The organism is Clostridium sp. MD294, from assembly GCF_000364165.2.
GTDB lineage: Bacteria > Bacillota > Clostridia > Lachnospirales > Anaerotignaceae > Coprocola.
On sequence record NZ_CP097810.1, the window covers coordinates 2634875 to 2651726 of the forward strand.

At 29.0% G+C, this 16852-nt stretch carries 16 protein-coding genes and 3 pseudogenes; 3 read left to right on the forward strand and 16 right to left on the reverse strand.

Annotated features, from left to right (window positions below):
* Positions 1-4: 4 nt before the first annotated feature.
* A pseudogene (locus C820_RS13010) lies at positions 5-724 on the reverse strand (tyrosine-type recombinase/integrase); the annotation flags it as partial.
* On the reverse strand, positions 705-914 hold the full coding sequence (locus C820_RS13015; RefSeq protein WP_162213079.1) for a DNA-binding protein: 210 nt from the start codon (positions 912-914) through the stop codon (positions 705-707). The gene C820_RS13015 and the pseudogene C820_RS13010, both read right to left, overlap by 20 nt.
* Before the next feature lie 174 nt (positions 915-1088).
* Between C820_RS13015 and C820_RS13020 the strand changes: the two genes are divergently transcribed.
* A complete protein-coding gene (locus C820_RS13020; protein ID WP_162213078.1) occupies positions 1089-1616 on the forward strand; it encodes a helix-turn-helix domain-containing protein in 528 nt (175 codons plus the stop codon).
* A 1099-nt stretch (positions 1617-2715) separates the two neighbouring features.
* On the opposite strand, the gene pepD is transcribed toward C820_RS13020, so the two are convergent.
* The 9 genes and pseudogenes from pepD to C820_RS13065 all read right to left on the reverse strand — a co-directional run bounded on the left by pepD (position 2716) and on the right by C820_RS13065 (position 12504).
* Positions 2716-4179 (reverse strand): beta-Ala-His dipeptidase, encoded by a 1464-nt coding sequence (gene pepD, locus C820_RS13025; RefSeq protein ID WP_004036953.1) that lies wholly within the window; start codon positions 4177-4179, stop codon positions 2716-2718.
* A gap of 29 nt (positions 4180-4208) precedes the next feature.
* Positions 4209-5570: a purine-cytosine permease family protein gene (locus tag C820_RS13030; protein WP_004036952.1), complete on the reverse strand. Its 1362-nt coding sequence runs from the start codon at positions 5568-5570 to the stop codon at positions 4209-4211.
* An 87-nt stretch (positions 5571-5657) separates the two neighbouring features.
* Positions 5658-6797: an S-methyl thiohydantoin desulfurase family protein gene (locus tag C820_RS13035; RefSeq protein ID WP_004036951.1), complete on the reverse strand. Its 1140-nt coding sequence runs from the start codon at positions 6795-6797 to the stop codon at positions 5658-5660.
* Positions 6798-6972: 175 nt separating this feature from the next.
* Positions 6973-8607, reverse strand: coding sequence for a PucR family transcriptional regulator (locus C820_RS13040; RefSeq protein WP_004036950.1), 1635 nt, complete (start codon positions 8605-8607; stop codon positions 6973-6975).
* A gap of 986 nt (positions 8608-9593) precedes the next feature.
* Positions 9594-9826 (reverse strand): annotated as a pseudogene (locus C820_RS13045) (hypothetical protein).
* Positions 9827-10151: 325 nt separating this feature from the next.
* On the reverse strand, positions 10152-11267 hold the full coding sequence (locus C820_RS13050) for an AAA family ATPase (protein WP_004036948.1): 1116 nt from the start codon (positions 11265-11267) through the stop codon (positions 10152-10154).
* A gap of 58 nt (positions 11268-11325) precedes the next feature.
* Positions 11326-11586 (reverse strand): plasmid mobilization protein, encoded by a 261-nt coding sequence (locus C820_RS13055; RefSeq protein WP_004036947.1) that lies wholly within the window; start codon positions 11584-11586, stop codon positions 11326-11328.
* Positions 11579-12292, reverse strand: a pseudogene (locus C820_RS13060) (tyrosine-type recombinase/integrase). The gene C820_RS13055 and the pseudogene C820_RS13060 overlap by 8 nt, the downstream one beginning before the upstream one ends.
* 29 nt (positions 12293-12321) lie before the next feature.
* Positions 12322-12504: a MerR family transcriptional regulator gene (locus tag C820_RS13065; protein WP_004036944.1), complete on the reverse strand. Its 183-nt coding sequence runs from the start codon at positions 12502-12504 to the stop codon at positions 12322-12324.
* Positions 12505-12691: 187 nt separating this feature from the next.
* Between C820_RS13065 and C820_RS13070 the strand changes: the two genes are divergently transcribed.
* Positions 12692-13207, forward strand: coding sequence for a helix-turn-helix domain-containing protein (locus tag C820_RS13070; protein ID WP_004036943.1), 516 nt, complete (start codon positions 12692-12694; stop codon positions 13205-13207).
* Positions 13208-13405: 198 nt separating this feature from the next.
* Here the strand turns inward: C820_RS13070 and C820_RS13075 are convergent, their stop codons facing one another.
* The 5 genes from C820_RS13075 to C820_RS13095 all read right to left on the reverse strand — a co-directional run bounded on the left by C820_RS13075 (position 13406) and on the right by C820_RS13095 (position 16101).
* Positions 13406-13831, reverse strand: coding sequence for a hypothetical protein (locus C820_RS13075; protein ID WP_004036942.1), 426 nt, complete (start codon positions 13829-13831; stop codon positions 13406-13408).
* Positions 13832-13886: 55 nt separating this feature from the next.
* Positions 13887-14570: a DUF4367 domain-containing protein gene (locus C820_RS13080; protein ID WP_004036941.1), complete on the reverse strand. Its 684-nt coding sequence runs from the start codon at positions 14568-14570 to the stop codon at positions 13887-13889.
* A complete protein-coding gene (locus C820_RS13085) occupies positions 14563-15087 on the reverse strand; it encodes an RNA polymerase sigma factor (RefSeq protein ID WP_004036940.1) in 525 nt (174 codons plus the stop codon). The genes C820_RS13080 and C820_RS13085 overlap by 8 nt, the downstream gene beginning before the upstream one ends.
* 24 nt (positions 15088-15111) lie before the next feature.
* The gene (locus C820_RS13090; RefSeq protein WP_004036939.1) at positions 15112-15468 is read right to left on the reverse strand and encodes a helix-turn-helix domain-containing protein; all 357 of its coding nucleotides are present in this window, start codon (positions 15466-15468) and stop codon (positions 15112-15114) included.
* A gap of 123 nt (positions 15469-15591) precedes the next feature.
* Entirely contained in the window at positions 15592-16101 is a 510-nt protein-coding gene (locus C820_RS13095; RefSeq protein WP_004036938.1) for a sigma-70 RNA polymerase sigma factor region 4 domain-containing protein, read from the reverse strand.
* 226 nt (positions 16102-16327) lie between these two features.
* On the opposite strand from C820_RS13095, the gene C820_RS13100 reads away from it, so the two are divergent.
* A complete protein-coding gene (locus C820_RS13100; RefSeq protein ID WP_004036937.1) occupies positions 16328-16693 on the forward strand; it encodes a hypothetical protein in 366 nt (121 codons plus the stop codon).
* Positions 16694-16852 lie beyond the last annotated feature (159 nt).

Genomic DNA, 16852 nt, shown 5'->3' on the forward strand with positions numbered 1-16852 from the left:
CTTTTTTCGGTTCAGTAATAACATCTTCACATTGAAGCCTTTGATAAGGTTTATTGATAGTCACTATACCTTTTTCAAAATCGAAATCGGCTGGTGTCAACGCAAGAAGTTCTCCCAAACGAATACCACACCAGTAAAGCATTTCAAAAGCATAAAAAGAAAGTGGTTTATCCATCATTGCTTCTGAAAATTTTAAATACTCCTCCTTTGTCCAAAATTCAATTTCTTTTGTTTGAGCTTTGCCCATATTTCCAGCTTTTGAAGCAGGATTGGATTTCAACTCATAATATCGTACCGCATGATTGAATATTGCACTCAACTGATTATTCACTGTTTTTAAATATGTTTCTGAATAAGAGTTACCTTTTTCGTCTTTGTAAGCAAGCATTTTATTTTGCCATGCAATTACATCAGCAGGACGGATTTCATTCATTTTTTTGCTACCAAAAGCAGGAACTAACTTTGTTTGAATGATATTTTCCTTAGTCAACCAAGTGTTTAGCTTTAGTCTTGCTTTCATATCATTACTGTAAACTTCAACAAAATTTTCAAAACTCATGTCAAGACTAAGCTGCTGCTTTTGTTTAAATTCTCTTTCCCATTCCAACGCTTCTCGTTTTGTCTGAAATCCTCGTTTTGTTTTGCCTTTATTTTTTCCTTGCCAATCATGATAATAGAAAAATACAAACCATTTTCCAGTTTTTTTATCTTTGTAAGCTGACATAACTTTTCCCCTCTCTCAGTCCATAAATTTTTTCTTCAAAAAATTGTCTGCTAACCTTTCCAGAAATTGTAATAAAACCCCTGTTTTTTAATTCTTCATTCAATTTTCTTATGAGTTTATACGCGTATGGCTTTGATACACCCAATTTTGTCGCTATTTCTTCTGCTTTTATAAATAAATTTTTATTCATACTTACCAACCACCTTTTACTATTCGCTTATTTGTTAAAATTTCTATATTTATTATATATTATCTTTTTTGTTAATGCAAGTATTTATTTCACATATTTGTTAATTTTTTTATTTACTATTTTCCAAATATCAGTTATAATAAGTATAAAATAACAAAAAAGGTGGTAAATCTTATGACTGTTGGAGAAAAAATAAAGCGAATTCGTATTTTTAGGGAAATGACCCAAAGGGAGCTAGGTCTTGCAGTTGGTTTGACTGAAAACCGCATTGCTCAATATGAAACAAACTATCGAACCCCTAAAAAAGAACTTTTGAATCAAATTGCCGAAGCACTTCATGTAAATTCCTTAAATTTCTATGTAGAAGTTTCTGGAAGTGCAGAGGATATTATGCAGACCTTTTTCTGGATGGACGAGTTAAATTCCAATACAGTCAACCTATTTCAAATGACTGAAAACCAAGAACTTAGTACAGAAGTAGAATACAAAAATTCTGATAATTGGACTACTCTTGCACCAGTAGGTATTTTTCTCAATTACAACCTTGTAAACCAATTTTTAACAGAATGGCTCACTCGAAAAACAGAGCTGAAAAATGGACAAATTACTAAAAAGGAATATTTTGAATGGAAGTTAAACTTTCCTTATACTTGTGATGGTGGTGGAAAATTTACACCATCTGTACAATGGAGAAATTCCTAAAACAAAAATAGACCCTTTCGTTTTATACAAATCAACGAAAAGGTCTATCTAAAATTTAATATCATTTTAATATCAGAGAGGACAAAGCAGTTTCAGAAATGCTGTTATTTCAAGGCTTTCTGAAGTTTTGGGTACTACTCCCACTCGGCAAACTTAAACAGAACTTAAATGTATATGCTTCATTTCTGTATTATTTTTGCCGATATTTTCTTTCAATTCCATATTTTATTCTGACTCACTGATTTTTTGTTGCCAAATTGTTGCCATATGCTTATTATACCAAAGTCATTAAAAAAATCAATAATATTTATAAAATTAATAGGGCAACCACATAAAAAAATATTATTTAAAAGCAAAAAAATTCATATTATGAATTCAAAACGTTCAATTTTTTCTTAAAATATATTATTCAAAATTGATTCATAACAAAGAATACAAAAACAAAAAGTTATCTTTTGATAAAAATTTTTATTCGGTTACCCTGTAAAATAACTACATTCTTTTTAAGACTTTTCTTCTTTATAAATAATATCATTGTATTATATATCTTTTTTTAATTCTTTTGATAATACCTTCATCTGTTTTTATATCTTATTATTTTGTAATATCCTTCTTTTTAGTATCTTCTTGATAATCCTTAATCAGCTTATTTTTTTGAAAGCTATAAGTAATTTTTTATTTTCATCACTAATTTTAAATTATAGTGGATTTGCTATAAAATAACATTTTTCAGATGCAACTTAATTTTCTCCTGTTGTAATAGAATAACCAGCATCTGTCCCCCTTATTGCCAAAAGACCAATTTCACAAGTAATTTACTGTACACATAGAAAACATTCCTGAAAATATGCAAATATGGGCAGTATCATGTCACTTTGTTCTATTAAAAGCAGAACCTAATGATGAACTAAATGATGTCATATAAATAACCTCCTTTTTGACAGTAAAATATATATTTTTTTATATTATAACTATAACATAATTTTTTTCTTAATTACTCTACGATTTTTTAATGATAAATGCTATATCTGTTTTCATATGAAAAAAGTTATTGAAATTTATTATAATAACTACTTTCAGTAACCTTTATGCCTCTCTATCATTCTTTTTCACACAATTTTAACAAAACTTTTTGTATTACATTCCAAATTCTTTCAAACGACGCTTTAGAGAAATGCTCAGAAACAGAATGTACATCCCATATATTAGACCCAACAGAAATCGCATCTATATCAGAAAATTTTTCTAAAAGTATACCACACTCTAAACCAGCATGAATTACATTGATATGTAATTTATTACTATATAATTTTTCATAAATTTTTATATATAATTCTCTTAATGAAGAATGTTTTTGATATTCCCAAGCTGGATAATAAGAATCAAATATAACATTTGCATTGCTTTTATTTGCTAATGTTTGCTTTTGCTGCATTATTTTGTCTAAACTATTTTTGCTACTACTTCTTGTATTACTAATCCAAATCATCATATTATCTTTTGTTTCTACTATACCAACATTAGACGAAGTTTTTACAGAATTTATTTTATTGTCATATCGTTCTAAAATACCATTAGGAATTTCAGAAAAAATTTGAAATATATTTTTTGTGGTTTCTGCATTACAGCATTTTTGTTCTAATACTTCAGAAAATGAAAATTTGAAATTCATATCTTCTTTGATTAAATCTACTTTTATTTCTTTCTCTAATTCTAATATTTTTCTTCCTAATAAAGATACCAAACTTTCAGGAACTGCTATTACAGCTTCTGCTTTTGTTGGGATTGCATTCATTCTGCTTCCACCATCTAATTTACAAATACGAATAGTAATTTCTTTATAAATATCTATAAGTAATCTTTGAAGAAGCACAATAGCATTTTTTCTATTTTTGTGAATATCTAAACCAGAGTGTCCTCCATAAATCCCACAAATTTGTAGCATAAAATATCGGTGTTGTTCTATTTTTTCCAAAACAATGGGTAATTGAATTTCAGAACGAAATGCACCTGCACAGCCTGCTACTACAACATTTTCTTCTTCTCCATCTAAATTGATTAAATATTTTCCTCTCAGCCAGTTTTTTTGAATTTTTGATGCTCCAATAAGTCCATCTTCTTCTTCAACAGTAAATAATGCTTCTATAGACGGATGCTGCAAATTTTTAGAAGCTAATATTGCCAATATAATTGCTATTCCCAAGCCATTATCTGCTCCTAGTGAAGTTCCCTTTGCTTTTACAATATCTCCCTGCTGTATCATATGAATTGCTTTTTCATAGGGATATTGCACAATATCTTCTGTTTCAAAAACCATATCCATATGTGCTTGTAATATCACAGGAAATTGTTTTTGTGTTGTTGTTCCTTCTTTTTGTATCAGCAAATTACCAGCTTCATCTTTTTCCCAATGTAAACAATGTTGTTGTGCAAAATAAATTAATGACTGACAAATATTCGTTTCATCTGTACTACGATGGGGAATTTGTACTATTTTTTTAAAATATTCTAATGGATGATTTTCAATAATGTCTCTCCAAAAATCTGAATGAATATCATTCATATTTTAACTGCTCCTTTCGTATTATACATTTATTGACATTTCATTGTCATACCATAATCATCTTCTTCATAAAATCCGCCAATATATTTTTTGTTTGGTGATTTTTTAAACAGTGTTTCCAATATGAGATAAATTACAAATGCGACTACCATAGAATTGATACAAGCTATACCAAAAGAAACAAAATATCCTACAATACAGGAAATTAGCCATGCAACTACTGCTGTGACAGACAGAAAACCATATTTTGTGCCCTGCCCAAAATGATAATACATTTTTTTACATATAAAATAATCAGCAATAATAATGCCACCTACAGGAGGTACAAGGATACCTAAAATATTTAAAAATACTACAAAATGATTGACGATACCAGTCGCTCCAACTGCTATTGCAATCAAACCAATTATAATTACAACTTTCTTTTTCTTTAAATTTGGAAATAGTGCACAAACAGCAAGAGAAGAAGAATATAAATTGTTATCGTTTGTAGTCCATTGTGCAAAAATCAATATTAAAAGCGACCATATCCCTAAAATTTGAAGCATAGCTGCGGCAATATCAGAATTTGCACAACTAACACAAATAACATAACCTGCTAAAATAACTGCAAACTGTACTACAAGAAATCCTGTAACTGCTGCTACAAGTGACTGTTTTGCTGTTTTACTAAATCTTGTCACGTCAGGCTGTATAATACCTCCTGTAGCAAATGCCCCTACAACAGATACGATTGCTGTACTGATTGTTATAGTGCTGTTTGCATTTTGTTTTAGTTCTTCGCTAATTTGTGCGACTTCTCCCCAACTGCCCACATTACGAATAGCAATATACATTCCTATAAGTGACATAACAAAAATTAAAGGTGCTGCAAAAGAACTTAATTTTTCCAAACCTTTTGAGCCAACATATGCTGTCAGCATCATCATAATACCGCCCCAAACTCCAGCAACAACAGGTTGTGTAATAATTCCAGCTTTAGGAAACATAGCATAAATCGTATTTCCAAAAAATCCACACTGATAAGCATACCAACCGCCTAATGAAACTGCAACAATTACTGAAATTAAACCAGAACCAACTCTGCCGAAAGAATGTCTTGCAATCATTGTAACACTCATTCCTTCTCTTGCACCAATCACCCCCATAAATCCAGCATAAAAACATAATATAAGATTTCCACAAAAATCAGCAATCAGCATTTCTTTTAAAGATAGTCCTTGTGCAAATGCTGCTCCTGTATAAAGTGCTGACAAAGCAATAATAAGACCAATAATTACCATAGTAATAGAATAGGTGGACATTTTTGCATCTATTGGTACTCTTGTCGTTGCATAGTCGTTCATTTTACCAAATTCTTCAACAGATATTGTTATTTTATCTTTTTCCATATTTTACCCCTCCTTAAAGAAGTGTTTACAAATGTTATAATATAGGGAAATGAGCTATTATATAGACCATTTCCCTAATTTCTTTTTCTATTTCATTGCTTCTTCAATAGGAACATACTCAATATCAAATCCAAAATATTTTGCACTCAATATCCCTAGTCCTTTTACACTTCTAAATTCTTCTACCGCTGGAATACCAATTACTGCTACTTCCATACCTTCTTTCAATTTTGGGTTTGTGCAAGGCATACCTGTGTCTTTTTGCACTACAATAATGGAATCTGGACTGGTAACAATTGCTTTATCATCTTTCCAACAAATATGATTTTCATTTTTAAACCATATTTTTATAGTATGACCTTCCCATTCTCCATTTCCAGTTATAGTATGGTATCCCCAATAATAACCTTCTTTATCCTCTGTTTCTTTTTTCGTAAGAGTGCCTTGAAGCAGCAAATAGCCATTTAAAGTGTCTACAATTGCCTGAATAGGGTCTGTTTTGTTTTCGTTTGCTTCTCTAATCATTTTACCTACTTTTAAGCATTTTGAAAGTGTCCCTTTCAATATAACTTGTTTCATCTCTGCACCTGTCATCAAAAAACCAGTATCTCCTGTTAAACCAAAAGCAGGTTCACTTAATTTTTTGCCTATGCGTTCTACAACTCTATAATTTATAGCATTTTTAATAATACTTGTATTGCCAAATTCGTCTACTACTGCCAAAGGCCAAAGTTTTTTATCGTGCAAATAGGGTGTTGTTTGAGGAATTTCAGGAATTGCTCTGCCTGTATAGTCTCCGTCAACAGCAGGAATTCCTGTAGCCAAACCAGCGCCAATACAACCTGGTGTGCTAGCACCACCTAACTCCAATGGAACAACAGCAGAAATTTTTTTACCTGTATATTCTTCTAATTCTTTAATAGAATTTGCAATTCTCTCTTTTTCTGTATAAAGTGATGTTTCTTCTGTCATATTATAACTTTTCATTTCTTCAATCAATTCTGGTGTGTGAGGTGCGATAGAACCCATTAAAAAAGGACACGCTGTAATTGCATCATCTGGAATATCTTCTACATCAATCCATCCAATTTCTTTACCAGATGCAAATTCGCTCAATAAAGACTGTACACCATTTTCTTCTAAACCGCCGCCACCAGTACCCAAAAGAGTACAACCTCTGATAAAATCACGAATTTCTTGTTCACTTTTCAAAATTGTTTTTGACATATTTCTTCCTCCTTTGAAAGTATATTTTGAAGTTATATTTCCTTTTGGTATTTTATTGTGCACATTGATTTACCTTAAGTTGCATTTATTTTAGCATTTATACAGCTATTTTGTCACTGTTTAGTGAAACAAAAAAAAGTCCCCTTATTGTGCATTTACACAATAGGACTTTTTTTTAAAACATTTCATTGATTTGCAAAGCAATTATAATACTAAAATAGTATGGCATTTCAAATGGAGAATATCCTAATATTTCTAATATTTTATTTTTTCGATATAACAATGTATTTCTATGCAAATGCATGAGTTCTGCTATACTTGTTATGTTGCCATTGTATTTTAGCAGCATAGCAAGTGTATGCAAAAGCTCTGTGTGATGCTGCTTATCATAATCAATCAATTTTTGTAATACTTTATTGCTAAATAAAATTGTTTCTTCTTTTTGTTTCAACTGCATAATCTCTTGAAAAAAATAAATATCTGAATAATGAATTGCTTTTTTTTCACCGAAATATTGTCGCCCTAAATTATATGCTTGTGTTGCTTCTTTGTATGCTGTTGGAATGTTTTTAATAGATGCAAATTCTTCACTAATTCCTACAGATACCGAAATTTTATTTTTATCAAATATATAAATAATCTCGTCCATTCGTTGAGTTAATATTTCTTTTTGTTTTTTTAAATCTAATAATATAAATATTTGGTCACTATATAAATGTAAAAAAGCTTCTGAATCGATTTTCATGATTTTTTGATTGATTTTAGGTAGTATCTCAACTCTAATTTGCTCTATATAAAGACTTTCTTTATCAATATTATTCAAATTACGGAAGGAGTTTAGATTGACTAGTATAAAAATATTTTTATTTTTTAATTGAATTCCTGCTTCTATTCCTCTTGTAATAGCTTCATTTTCTGTTCTAAAATTCCATACCAATAAATCTGTAACATATTCATGAATATAATATTCTTTCATCTGCATAGTATGTGTTTGTTTTCCTATTACAAGTGCACAAATTGTATTTAGTGTTTCTGCAATTTGCAATATTTTATTTTTTGTTCTTTCTAATTCTTTGGGAGTATCCAATATCAAAAAACCTAATACATTATTTTTTGTTTGTACTAAATAAATCAATTTATCAGGCAGCAATTCTATTGTGTCTAAAAAACTATTTCGGAGTAAATGAGAAAAAACAATATTAAAATTTTTGCGGATATATATTTTTTCTTCTTCCACTTGTTTCCATGTTTTGCTAGAATAAATACAATGACAATAAGAATCCAAAAATGTTACTTGATTTTTGTAATATTTTGTTGCTTTTTTTATAATATTTGATAATGATTCCCCTTGTATAATCATATCTAATATTTCTTTATTTAATTCATGATAAGAAAGATTTTTTTTCTTATCATTACTCATAAGACGATAAATAAGAGGATTTAATATATCTAAGTAAGAAACATGCATATCTGGTTTTATTAAAGGCAGACCTTCTGTTTTACATAAAGAAATAAAAGAAGTATCCAAATACTCTATCCAAATGCCTACATGACATACTACCAGTGCTGCACATTTTTTCTCTTGTAATATTTTTACTAAATTTAACTGCTGTTGTAAATTATCTCGAATGGCATACATTGTCGTAATACATAATTGATTTTCTTTTACCCATTCTCCAATTAAATGGTCTGTTACTTCAATTGTTGTAACACTTTCAATAAAAATAGTATCTAATTTATTTTCTCCTGCTAAAATTTCTGCATGAAATAATCCCCCAAAACTGATTGCTTCCCTTAAAGATATTTTCATATTAACCAATCCTTTTCATATATCGCTATAAAAAATTTTTTTATTGAATCTAGTATATCATTTTTTCTTATTAATCAGAAGAATAAAAAAGATAACTGAAAGTATTTTAAATTCAAAAAATTCTTTAAAAACTAATAAATAAATTTAAAATAATTTAGAAAACATAAACAGTGTATACAAACATAGTTCTACAACAATTACAAGCAGGGGAAAGGGATATCCCTTTCCACGCTTGTTGGGGCGTGTCTACGCTTTGTTCCGGTCGGTGCTAAACGAATGTCCAGTGGACATTCAGCACCCCCAAACCCCAAATGCAAATTTTTTAAAAATTTGCAAAACGCCTACGGCGTGGCTTTCCCTTTTTTTGGAATATCATTTTTATTGTACTATATATAATATTTACTATTGAAAATAAAACCATTTTCAATAAAATTTTATTGCATAAAAATTCCTTACTTTCTTAAAAGTTTTACAAAAAAAATTTCCTCTTAGTAGCTTAAAATAGAAAATTTCTTTGTTTCTTTTTTATGTATTATCAATAAGAATTGCTATTAAAAAATAAAACTATTTTCATATAAATTTTGCAAAAAAAATCTTTCTCAATAGCTAAAAAGAAAAAATTTCTGTTTCTTTTTTCGCCATCAAGAAAGAAAATTATTGATAAAACAATACTATCCCCTATATATATATAATATATACATACATTATATATACCCCTCTATAATTTATAAAATAATATGAATACCTTATATTTGTTTTCAAAGCGTTGTAGATACAACACTTCTGAAGCCTGTTTTTATTGTATTGACTTTATATACTTCTATTTATACTTATTTCTAAAAACGTTGTACATACAACATTTTTGGACACCAGTAATATACATCTGTTTCAAATCACTACTTTTTGTGTTTAAAAAGGCAATTCCTCTTGTCAACTAAAAAACAGAAACGTGTCACGTTTCTGTTAATAGTAAACAAAGAAAAACCCTACCATCGAAAACTGGAGTGCATTCCTTTTCTATCTAAATACTCTTGTCTAGCTTTTTCCTTTTCTTCTTCTGTTGGAGCAGTCTTATATCTTGTATACAAATTTCGCTTGACTATGCTGTCATATTTTTCCTTTAGCATTTTATAATTTTTTCCTCATCATTATGACATTTCAAAATATGGTATTTAATCAGTAATAGAAATAAATCCTCACTAATTTGTACTTGCTTCATATTTTACACCTCTATTTTTTAATTTTGTGACGATATTTTATTTGTTAAATTTTAAAATATCGTCACGCTTTTTTTCAAACTCCACATTCAAAAAATGCTGTAAAATCAAGGTTTTCTTGCTGCCTTATTTTATATTTTTTGTATCTGTGACGATATTGACGATATTTTTTATATTTTCCCTGCTGTCTAAAATACCGTCACATCGTCACATTTATCATTTTTTTACCACTTTTATGTCTTAAAAACCTTGTAAATTTAATGTTTTTAGCTATTTGATATTTTTCTTTTTATGTGACGATATTCAAACAAAATATCGTCACACTTTTTATTTTTTTATCAATGTCAACTTGATTTGTCTGCCTGTCCTATTTCGGTTTGTTTCGTAATAAATGTTAAACTCCTCAAGCAATCGCTCTGCATTAACATTTAAACGTCTTGTCAAAGCGTTTGGTGATATTTCCTTTGGTAGCAGTGCAGCTAATTCTGAAGCAGTTCCAATCCAATCTGATTTATTTTTTATTACCATTTCGCCAACCATTTTTACAATTGGGTCAAGTGGTTCTTTACACAACTCTGTTTCCATTTTAATAAATTTCCACAGGCATTTTTCTCTATCAAACTCCAAATAAATTTTTTGGTCTTGTTGGTCACGTCCAACAATATCAAGTATACCCTTGTTATCAATGCGTTTCGTCTTCTGAAGTATAAAGGCTCCATCGGCGGCACCCAGCAAACCATTCGTGCCAGAAATCATATCAAAACAATCCTCTGATTGCAATTTTCTGGTATGATGAACAATAAGCATACAAATGTTGTGTTTCTCGCTAAACTGTTTCAATTTCATTACAATATCGTAGTCATTGGAGTAGTTATATCTTTCACCATTGATTTCTCTTACTTTTTGCAAAGTATCAATCATAATTAACTTTGTATCTGGATGCTCATTGATAAAATGAGTAAGCTGTTCTTCTAATCCTTCATTTAATGCTTTTGATTTTGTTGCAAAATGAAAATTAGGCGTACTTTCCATACCAAACATTCTTGACAATCTTTTTTGTATTCTGCTGTAATCGTCCTCCAATGCTAAGTATAAAACACTTCCTTGACTGACTTGATAATTCCACAAAGGTAAACCCATACTGACATGATAGCCTAGTTGTGCCATCAAAAACGACTTTCCGATTTTTGGAGCACCTACAAAAAGGTATGTACCATTATAAATTAATTTATCAACAACAGCAGCCTTTAGTGGATAAACTGTGTCATACAATTCTTCCATTGTAATCGTTTCCAACACCCCCTGTTCAAAATTTTTTAAATTTTCTGTGGCTTGTAAATTGCTTTTTTTCTGGCTTTCTGATATACTTTTGTTAGTGTACATTGATTGTCCTTTATCTGTGCCAACAGATGAAATAGGGACAATCTTTTTTTCTTTATTCATTGTTTTTCCTCCTTCATATCCTTTAAAATTTGATTAATAAATTGAATTGTCGACAGTGCTACATCGTCAATTTCTTGCATAGTTGATAATTTTTTAATTCTATACAAAGCTGCTCTATATGATTTTTTAGAGCCTTGTATACTCTTGTATTGCCTACTACTATAACATCTTTACAAAGTAATCTTTTGATAATGTAATCTTGTTTTGTTAATCCAGATAGCGAAACTAGGTTATTCAATAATGTTATTTCTTCATTCGACATTCTGAATGAAACCGTTTTATTTCTCCATCTTCCTTGTTTGTCTAAATTTTTATTCAAAGCGTTCTCCTCCTTCCAAATTTAATTTCTCTGCCATTTCTGTTTGCTTATTGGGAAACAGATGTGCATAACGATATGTGATGTCAATACTTTCATGTCCCACTCTGTCAGCTATGGCAAGTGCTGAAAATCCCATTTCTATCAAAAGCGAAATTGCAGAATGTCGCAAATCGTGTATTCGTATCCTTTTTACATTAGCGATTTGAGAACCTCTGTCCATTTCATGATGTAAATATGATTTTGTAACTGGAAATAATCTTTCATTCTCTTTTATTTCATACAGCATACTAATGTATTCTTACACCTCATCACAAAGAAACTGAGGCATTTTTATCGTTTTCAAATAAGTCGGAGAATACTTTTCTTCCCTCATTAACTTATTTTGCCAAGCAATCACATCTTTCTCTTCAATCTCTGCAATTTTTCTATCACCAAAATAAGGTAATATTTTTGTACGAATGATATGACTTTTGTATTCCCAAGTATTTTCTTTTAGCCTTTTTTTCTTGTCCTGTTCGTAAATTTCAAAAAAACTTGCAAAAGTCATATCTAGCTTCGTTTGCTGCTTTAACATGATTTCTCTTTCCCACGCTTGAGCTTCTTTTTTTGTTGCAAAACCTCGTTTTTGTGTCTGTTTCTTCTCTCCTTTCCAATTCGTATAACGATAAATTACCCTCCATTTGTCACCATCTTTATAAACAGCCATGTTGTCAACTCCTTTCGCTTTACATTTAACTACTGCTCTGTATAACAAACTTTTTTATAAAAATAGTTTGCGTTTACTCTACCTGAAAATGTTAAATAGCCTAGTTTATTTAATTCTTCATCTAATTGCTTTACAATTTTATAAGCATAGGACTTCGATACTTTTAATTCTTTTGCCACTTCATCGACCGTCATAAAGTTTCTATTTTCCATATTTTCTCCTCCTTATCTATTAAATAAAATAGTTTAGTTTAGTATATTATTTATATTACTAAATATTTTTAGTTAAGTCAATGGATTAGAGAAAATATATTAACTTTTTTTATTTAATTTTTATTGCTATTTCATTTTTCTTGTGCTATACTAAAAATAGTATATTTTATTTTGGAGGGTTTTTATTATGGCAATCGGCAAACGTATCAAATTTTTCCGTAAGAAAAAAGAATTAACACAAAAACAACTTGGCAGAACGCTCGGCTTTCTTGGCAAAACTTCTGATGTTCGTATGGCACAGTATGAAGCAGAAGCACGAATACCCAAACAAGAGCTTGTAAAAAAGATAGCTGATATATTTGATGTTAGTCCTAATGCTCTTACTGTTCCAAATATAGACAACTATACAGGACTTCTACATACTTTTTTTGCTTTAGAAGATTTATATGGTTTAAAAATCACTACTATAAACGATGAAATTTGCCTACACTTAGATAAATCTGACCTTTCCCTATTACAGATGTTTCAAGCGTGGCAAGAGCAATCTGAAAAATTAGAACAAGGCGAAATTACAAAAGAGCAGTACGACCAATGGAGATACAATTACCCTAAATTTGACACCTCCAATCATTGGGCAAAAGTTCCATCGCAGGCAATCAATGATATTTTTACAACAGAATTGGATAACAAAAGTAATGAGTAAGAAAATAAAAAAACCTTACTGACTTCCAATTCTTTTTGAAAATCAGTAAGGTTTTTATGAATTTGAAATAAATTATTATGTGGGTAATTCAGAAAATGTTGCCATTTCGTTGCCAATCACTAAACAAAATTGCTTGCAATCTGTATAAACACTGGGCTTGTTCTCATTGGCTCATCCTTCTCACTCAATGATTTCTGCTTAATAAGAATCTGTTTCAGATATTGTAATTGTCTCAGAACCATTTCTTGTGCTAACAGTTCCATTAAATATCAACTCATAACTTCCCCTGCCAGAAGCAGTTAATGTACCAGAGGTATCAACCTTGTTACTATTTTCTGAAATTCTTTTTGAGGATACATATTCACCATTTTTATATAATGTCAATGTACCAGAAATTTTGGTAATGCTATCTCCTTGTATATATATGCTATATTTAGCTCCAGAACTACTAACATTAAGACTAAGTTCAGCAGAAGTAATATACTTGTAACGTGGCATAACAGATTGTTCTGTTATTGTTGCTTCATAAAAATTATCTTGTGCAAATACCTGTATTCCACTCAAAGAACATATTGAAATGCTTGCTAAAGTTGTAGAGATGAATAATCTCTTTATACTATTCATCAAAATCTCTCCTTTACTTTAAAAAATAGATATTGTTTTACATGAATACAATAGTTTATTTAATATTTTCTTTTATTCTATATAATTCATCTTTTTCTAAATATCCTTGTATTCTATAACAACCTGTATCTTCATACCATAATAATATATTTGGAAAATTTTCTTCTTGAGATAAAAAGAAATATTCTGTATTGTTATTATAAGAAGTAATAACATAATGTTCCTTATCAATTTGAATATTTGGAGATTGAAAAAGGTATCGTATCCTAATTTCTTTTCCTTGCTCATTTTGATATATGATAGAAGTTCTAAAATCATCAGTATTATTTTCTATTTCCACATAACCTTCTGGTATATAACCTACTGTAATTTTTTTAGGAGATTCTGAAAAAGAATTGAAATCAAAGCCAACATATTTGTCACAAAATTCTACTATTACTTGATAACAAGCTGCTCTCACTTTATCAGATTGCAAAAGCAAACCAAAAATTCCAGAAACTATTATCAAAAACATGACTGCTACTTTTTTAGAGTAGTTAGTCCACTTTTTTATTGTTTGCTTTTTTATGATTTTGTGATATGTTTTTATAACTCTATCATCATATGATTTAGGGACTTCTATTTCTTTTACTATTGTTTCGTCATCTATCCATTCGTTCATTTCTTCTAATGCGTTTTCGATGACAGCAGCCTTGAGCAAAGACTCAAACAATTCGTCCTGTAATTCTTTTTTATACATCTTTTTCTCCTAATTTTGAGCGTAATAAATTCTTAGCACGATATAAGCGGATTTGCACATTTTTCTTTGTAATACCTAACAGTTCTGCAATTTCATTATCTGTAAAACCGATGATATATTTTAATTCTAACACAGTCTTATATTTTTCATCTAACATATGGATTTGCTGTTTCAATTTTTCCATTGCTTCTTTTACGACAATTTCATCTAATATATCTTTTTCTTGAACTTGTTCTTCTAAAGACACTTCTTTGATATGATTCTGCTTTTTTAAATGATTGATAGTATAGTGTCTTGTAATTGTGATGATAAAATTTTTGGTTTCTTTTTCCTGTTCCATATTAATATTGTCTAAATGATTTGCAATCACAATAAAAACATCATGAAATAAGTCTTCTGCTAAAAAATCATCACAAATAAAACGCTTTATGGTATACATTACATACTTTTTATATTTTTCGTAAATCAATTCAAATTTGCATTTTTCCTGCTCTGTATCAAAAATAAGTATTAACATATCTTTTCCCCAATAAGTAACCTGTTATGATTCTATTATATTACTATTTTTCTGGTTGTCTAGTTCAATATCTAACATAGATTCCATTATTCTGAAAAGTACTTGTTGTCTATTTGGAGAAAGTTGTATTAATTTATTATTGATATAGCACAAATTTGCCGTTAAATTGCTATTTACACTGTTTCCAACTAACATGTCAAGAGAAATATCAAGTGCATTTGCTATATCTATTAATGTACTCAAACTTGGAAATTTTATGCCACGTTCAATATAAGATATAAATATAGAGCTTTTGTTTATTTGTATTGCAAGTTTTTCTTGTGTATATCCAGTTTTTTTTCTATATTTTTTAATCTGTTTTCCGAGTGCTTTTTCATCCATTCAATACTATCTCCATTTAATTTTATACTATTACGAAATATATTCTGTATAAAAAGTATACTAAAAGTATTACTTTTAATACAGTGAATATAAGTGTTATATATAAAACTAATAGTATTAAAATTAAGAGAAATTTTGTATTGTATCGTAAAAAATACATCTTTTTATTTTATTAATATACTGTCTGGAATATCCTAATTCAACTGCAATTTCTGTATCTGTATATCCAAGCATCGCCTTATAAAATACAATATATTCTAGCCTCCTTTTATTTTTTAAATATTGTTTTATATCTATTTGAAATAAGCAGTTTTCTATTTGAGATTCCAAAGGATTAAAAAAATATATGTTATCTATTTTTGATTTTTCATGCTTCAATTTTTTACTTTTGTCATAAAGGCTGTAAAATTTATGTAAAATAGATTTTTTGATATACAAAAGACAAGAATATTCATTTTTTATTTGTTTTATATGAAGAATTGCTTCATATAAAGTTAATGTTAATTCTTGAAAACTGTCCTCATACTCTAAATCATACAATTTTTTAGAATAACAATGAAGTAATGGTTTGAATTTTATTACAATTTCTTCAAAATACTTTTGTTGTTTCGTTTCTAAATAGAATTGTATCAATAAATTTACCTTTATGAATTATCCCTCCTGTTTTAGAGGGATAATGAAATTACTTAGGAGGAATATTACCATTAGTATCAATTACTATTTTAACACATACTATATGTTTTATTAAGTGACAAAACAATGACATTTTAGTGCCATTTTGTAGTAAAATGTTGATTTTTTTTTTGTTTATATAATAAAAGAATATTGGGATAAATGAAAAAACAAAGGAGGAAATTGTATGACAAAAACAGATGTTAAGGAAATGTTAGTATCTTATAAACAACTGTCAGCAAAAGTGGAAATATGGAAAGAATGTTTAATTCTTTATGACAATTTAGAGATAAAATTGGAGTGCCAAAAAGCAGCACTTCAATTAAAAATCATCAATCAATGTTTGAATTTATTGAAAGAGCCACACAAATTTGTATTAGAAATACATCTTATCAATCAGTGCATATGGAGTGAAACAATAGAATTATTTGAACAGAAATGGGGAGTGCTAAATGGTCGTTCAGAACGAACATTAAAACGTATGCAGTCAGAAGCAATACAGGAAATGCTGAATTTTATTGAAACATCGAAATTGGAAAATTATCTTTCATAAATCATTTATTTTCCTTGAAACAAATTACTTACGATAAAACTTAAAAATGTACAAGCATATTCCATTCATTCTTTTTCAAATGATAACTGTTTGTAGTTAAAAATATTTTCTTGTTGAATGAATGGTCAAGTTTATTTACATAATATCATTAAAGACCAC

What these genes read in the sequence shown, in the direction of transcription:
- C820_RS13015 (WP_162213079.1), bottom strand. Translation starts at nt 914, where the DNA reads ATGAATAAAAATTTATTTATAAAAGCAGAAGAAATAGCGACAAAATTG.
- C820_RS13020 (WP_162213078.1), top strand. Translation starts at nt 1,089, where the DNA reads ATGACTGTTGGAGAAAAAATAAAGCGAATTCGTATTTTTAGGGAAATG.
- pepD (WP_004036953.1), bottom strand. Translation starts at nt 4,179, where the DNA reads ATGAATGATATTCATTCAGATTTTTGGAGAGACATTATTGAAAATCAT.
- C820_RS13030 (WP_004036952.1), bottom strand. Translation starts at nt 5,570, where the DNA reads ATGGAAAAAGATAAAATAACAATATCTGTTGAAGAATTTGGTAAAATG.
- C820_RS13035 (WP_004036951.1), bottom strand. Translation starts at nt 6,797, where the DNA reads ATGTCAAAAACAATTTTGAAAAGTGAACAAGAAATTCGTGATTTTATC.
- C820_RS13040 (WP_004036950.1), bottom strand. Translation starts at nt 8,607, where the DNA reads ATGAAAATATCTTTAAGGGAAGCAATCAGTTTTGGGGGATTATTTCAT.
- C820_RS13050 (WP_004036948.1), bottom strand. Translation starts at nt 11,267, where the DNA reads ATGAATAAAGAAAAAAAGATTGTCCCTATTTCATCTGTTGGCACAGAT.
- C820_RS13065 (WP_004036944.1), bottom strand. Translation starts at nt 12,504, where the DNA reads ATGGAAAATAGAAACTTTATGACGGTCGATGAAGTGGCAAAAGAATTA.
- C820_RS13070 (WP_004036943.1), top strand. Translation starts at nt 12,692, where the DNA reads ATGGCAATCGGCAAACGTATCAAATTTTTCCGTAAGAAAAAAGAATTA.
- C820_RS13075 (WP_004036942.1), bottom strand. Translation starts at nt 13,831, where the DNA reads ATGAATAGTATAAAGAGATTATTCATCTCTACAACTTTAGCAAGCATT.
- C820_RS13080 (WP_004036941.1), bottom strand. Translation starts at nt 14,570, where the DNA reads ATGTATAAAAAAGAATTACAGGACGAATTGTTTGAGTCTTTGCTCAAG.
- C820_RS13085 (WP_004036940.1), bottom strand. Translation starts at nt 15,087, where the DNA reads ATGTTAATACTTATTTTTGATACAGAGCAGGAAAAATGCAAATTTGAA.
- C820_RS13090 (WP_004036939.1), bottom strand. Translation starts at nt 15,468, where the DNA reads ATGGATGAAAAAGCACTCGGAAAACAGATTAAAAAATATAGAAAAAAA.
- C820_RS13100 (WP_004036937.1), top strand. Translation starts at nt 16,328, where the DNA reads ATGACAAAAACAGATGTTAAGGAAATGTTAGTATCTTATAAACAACTG.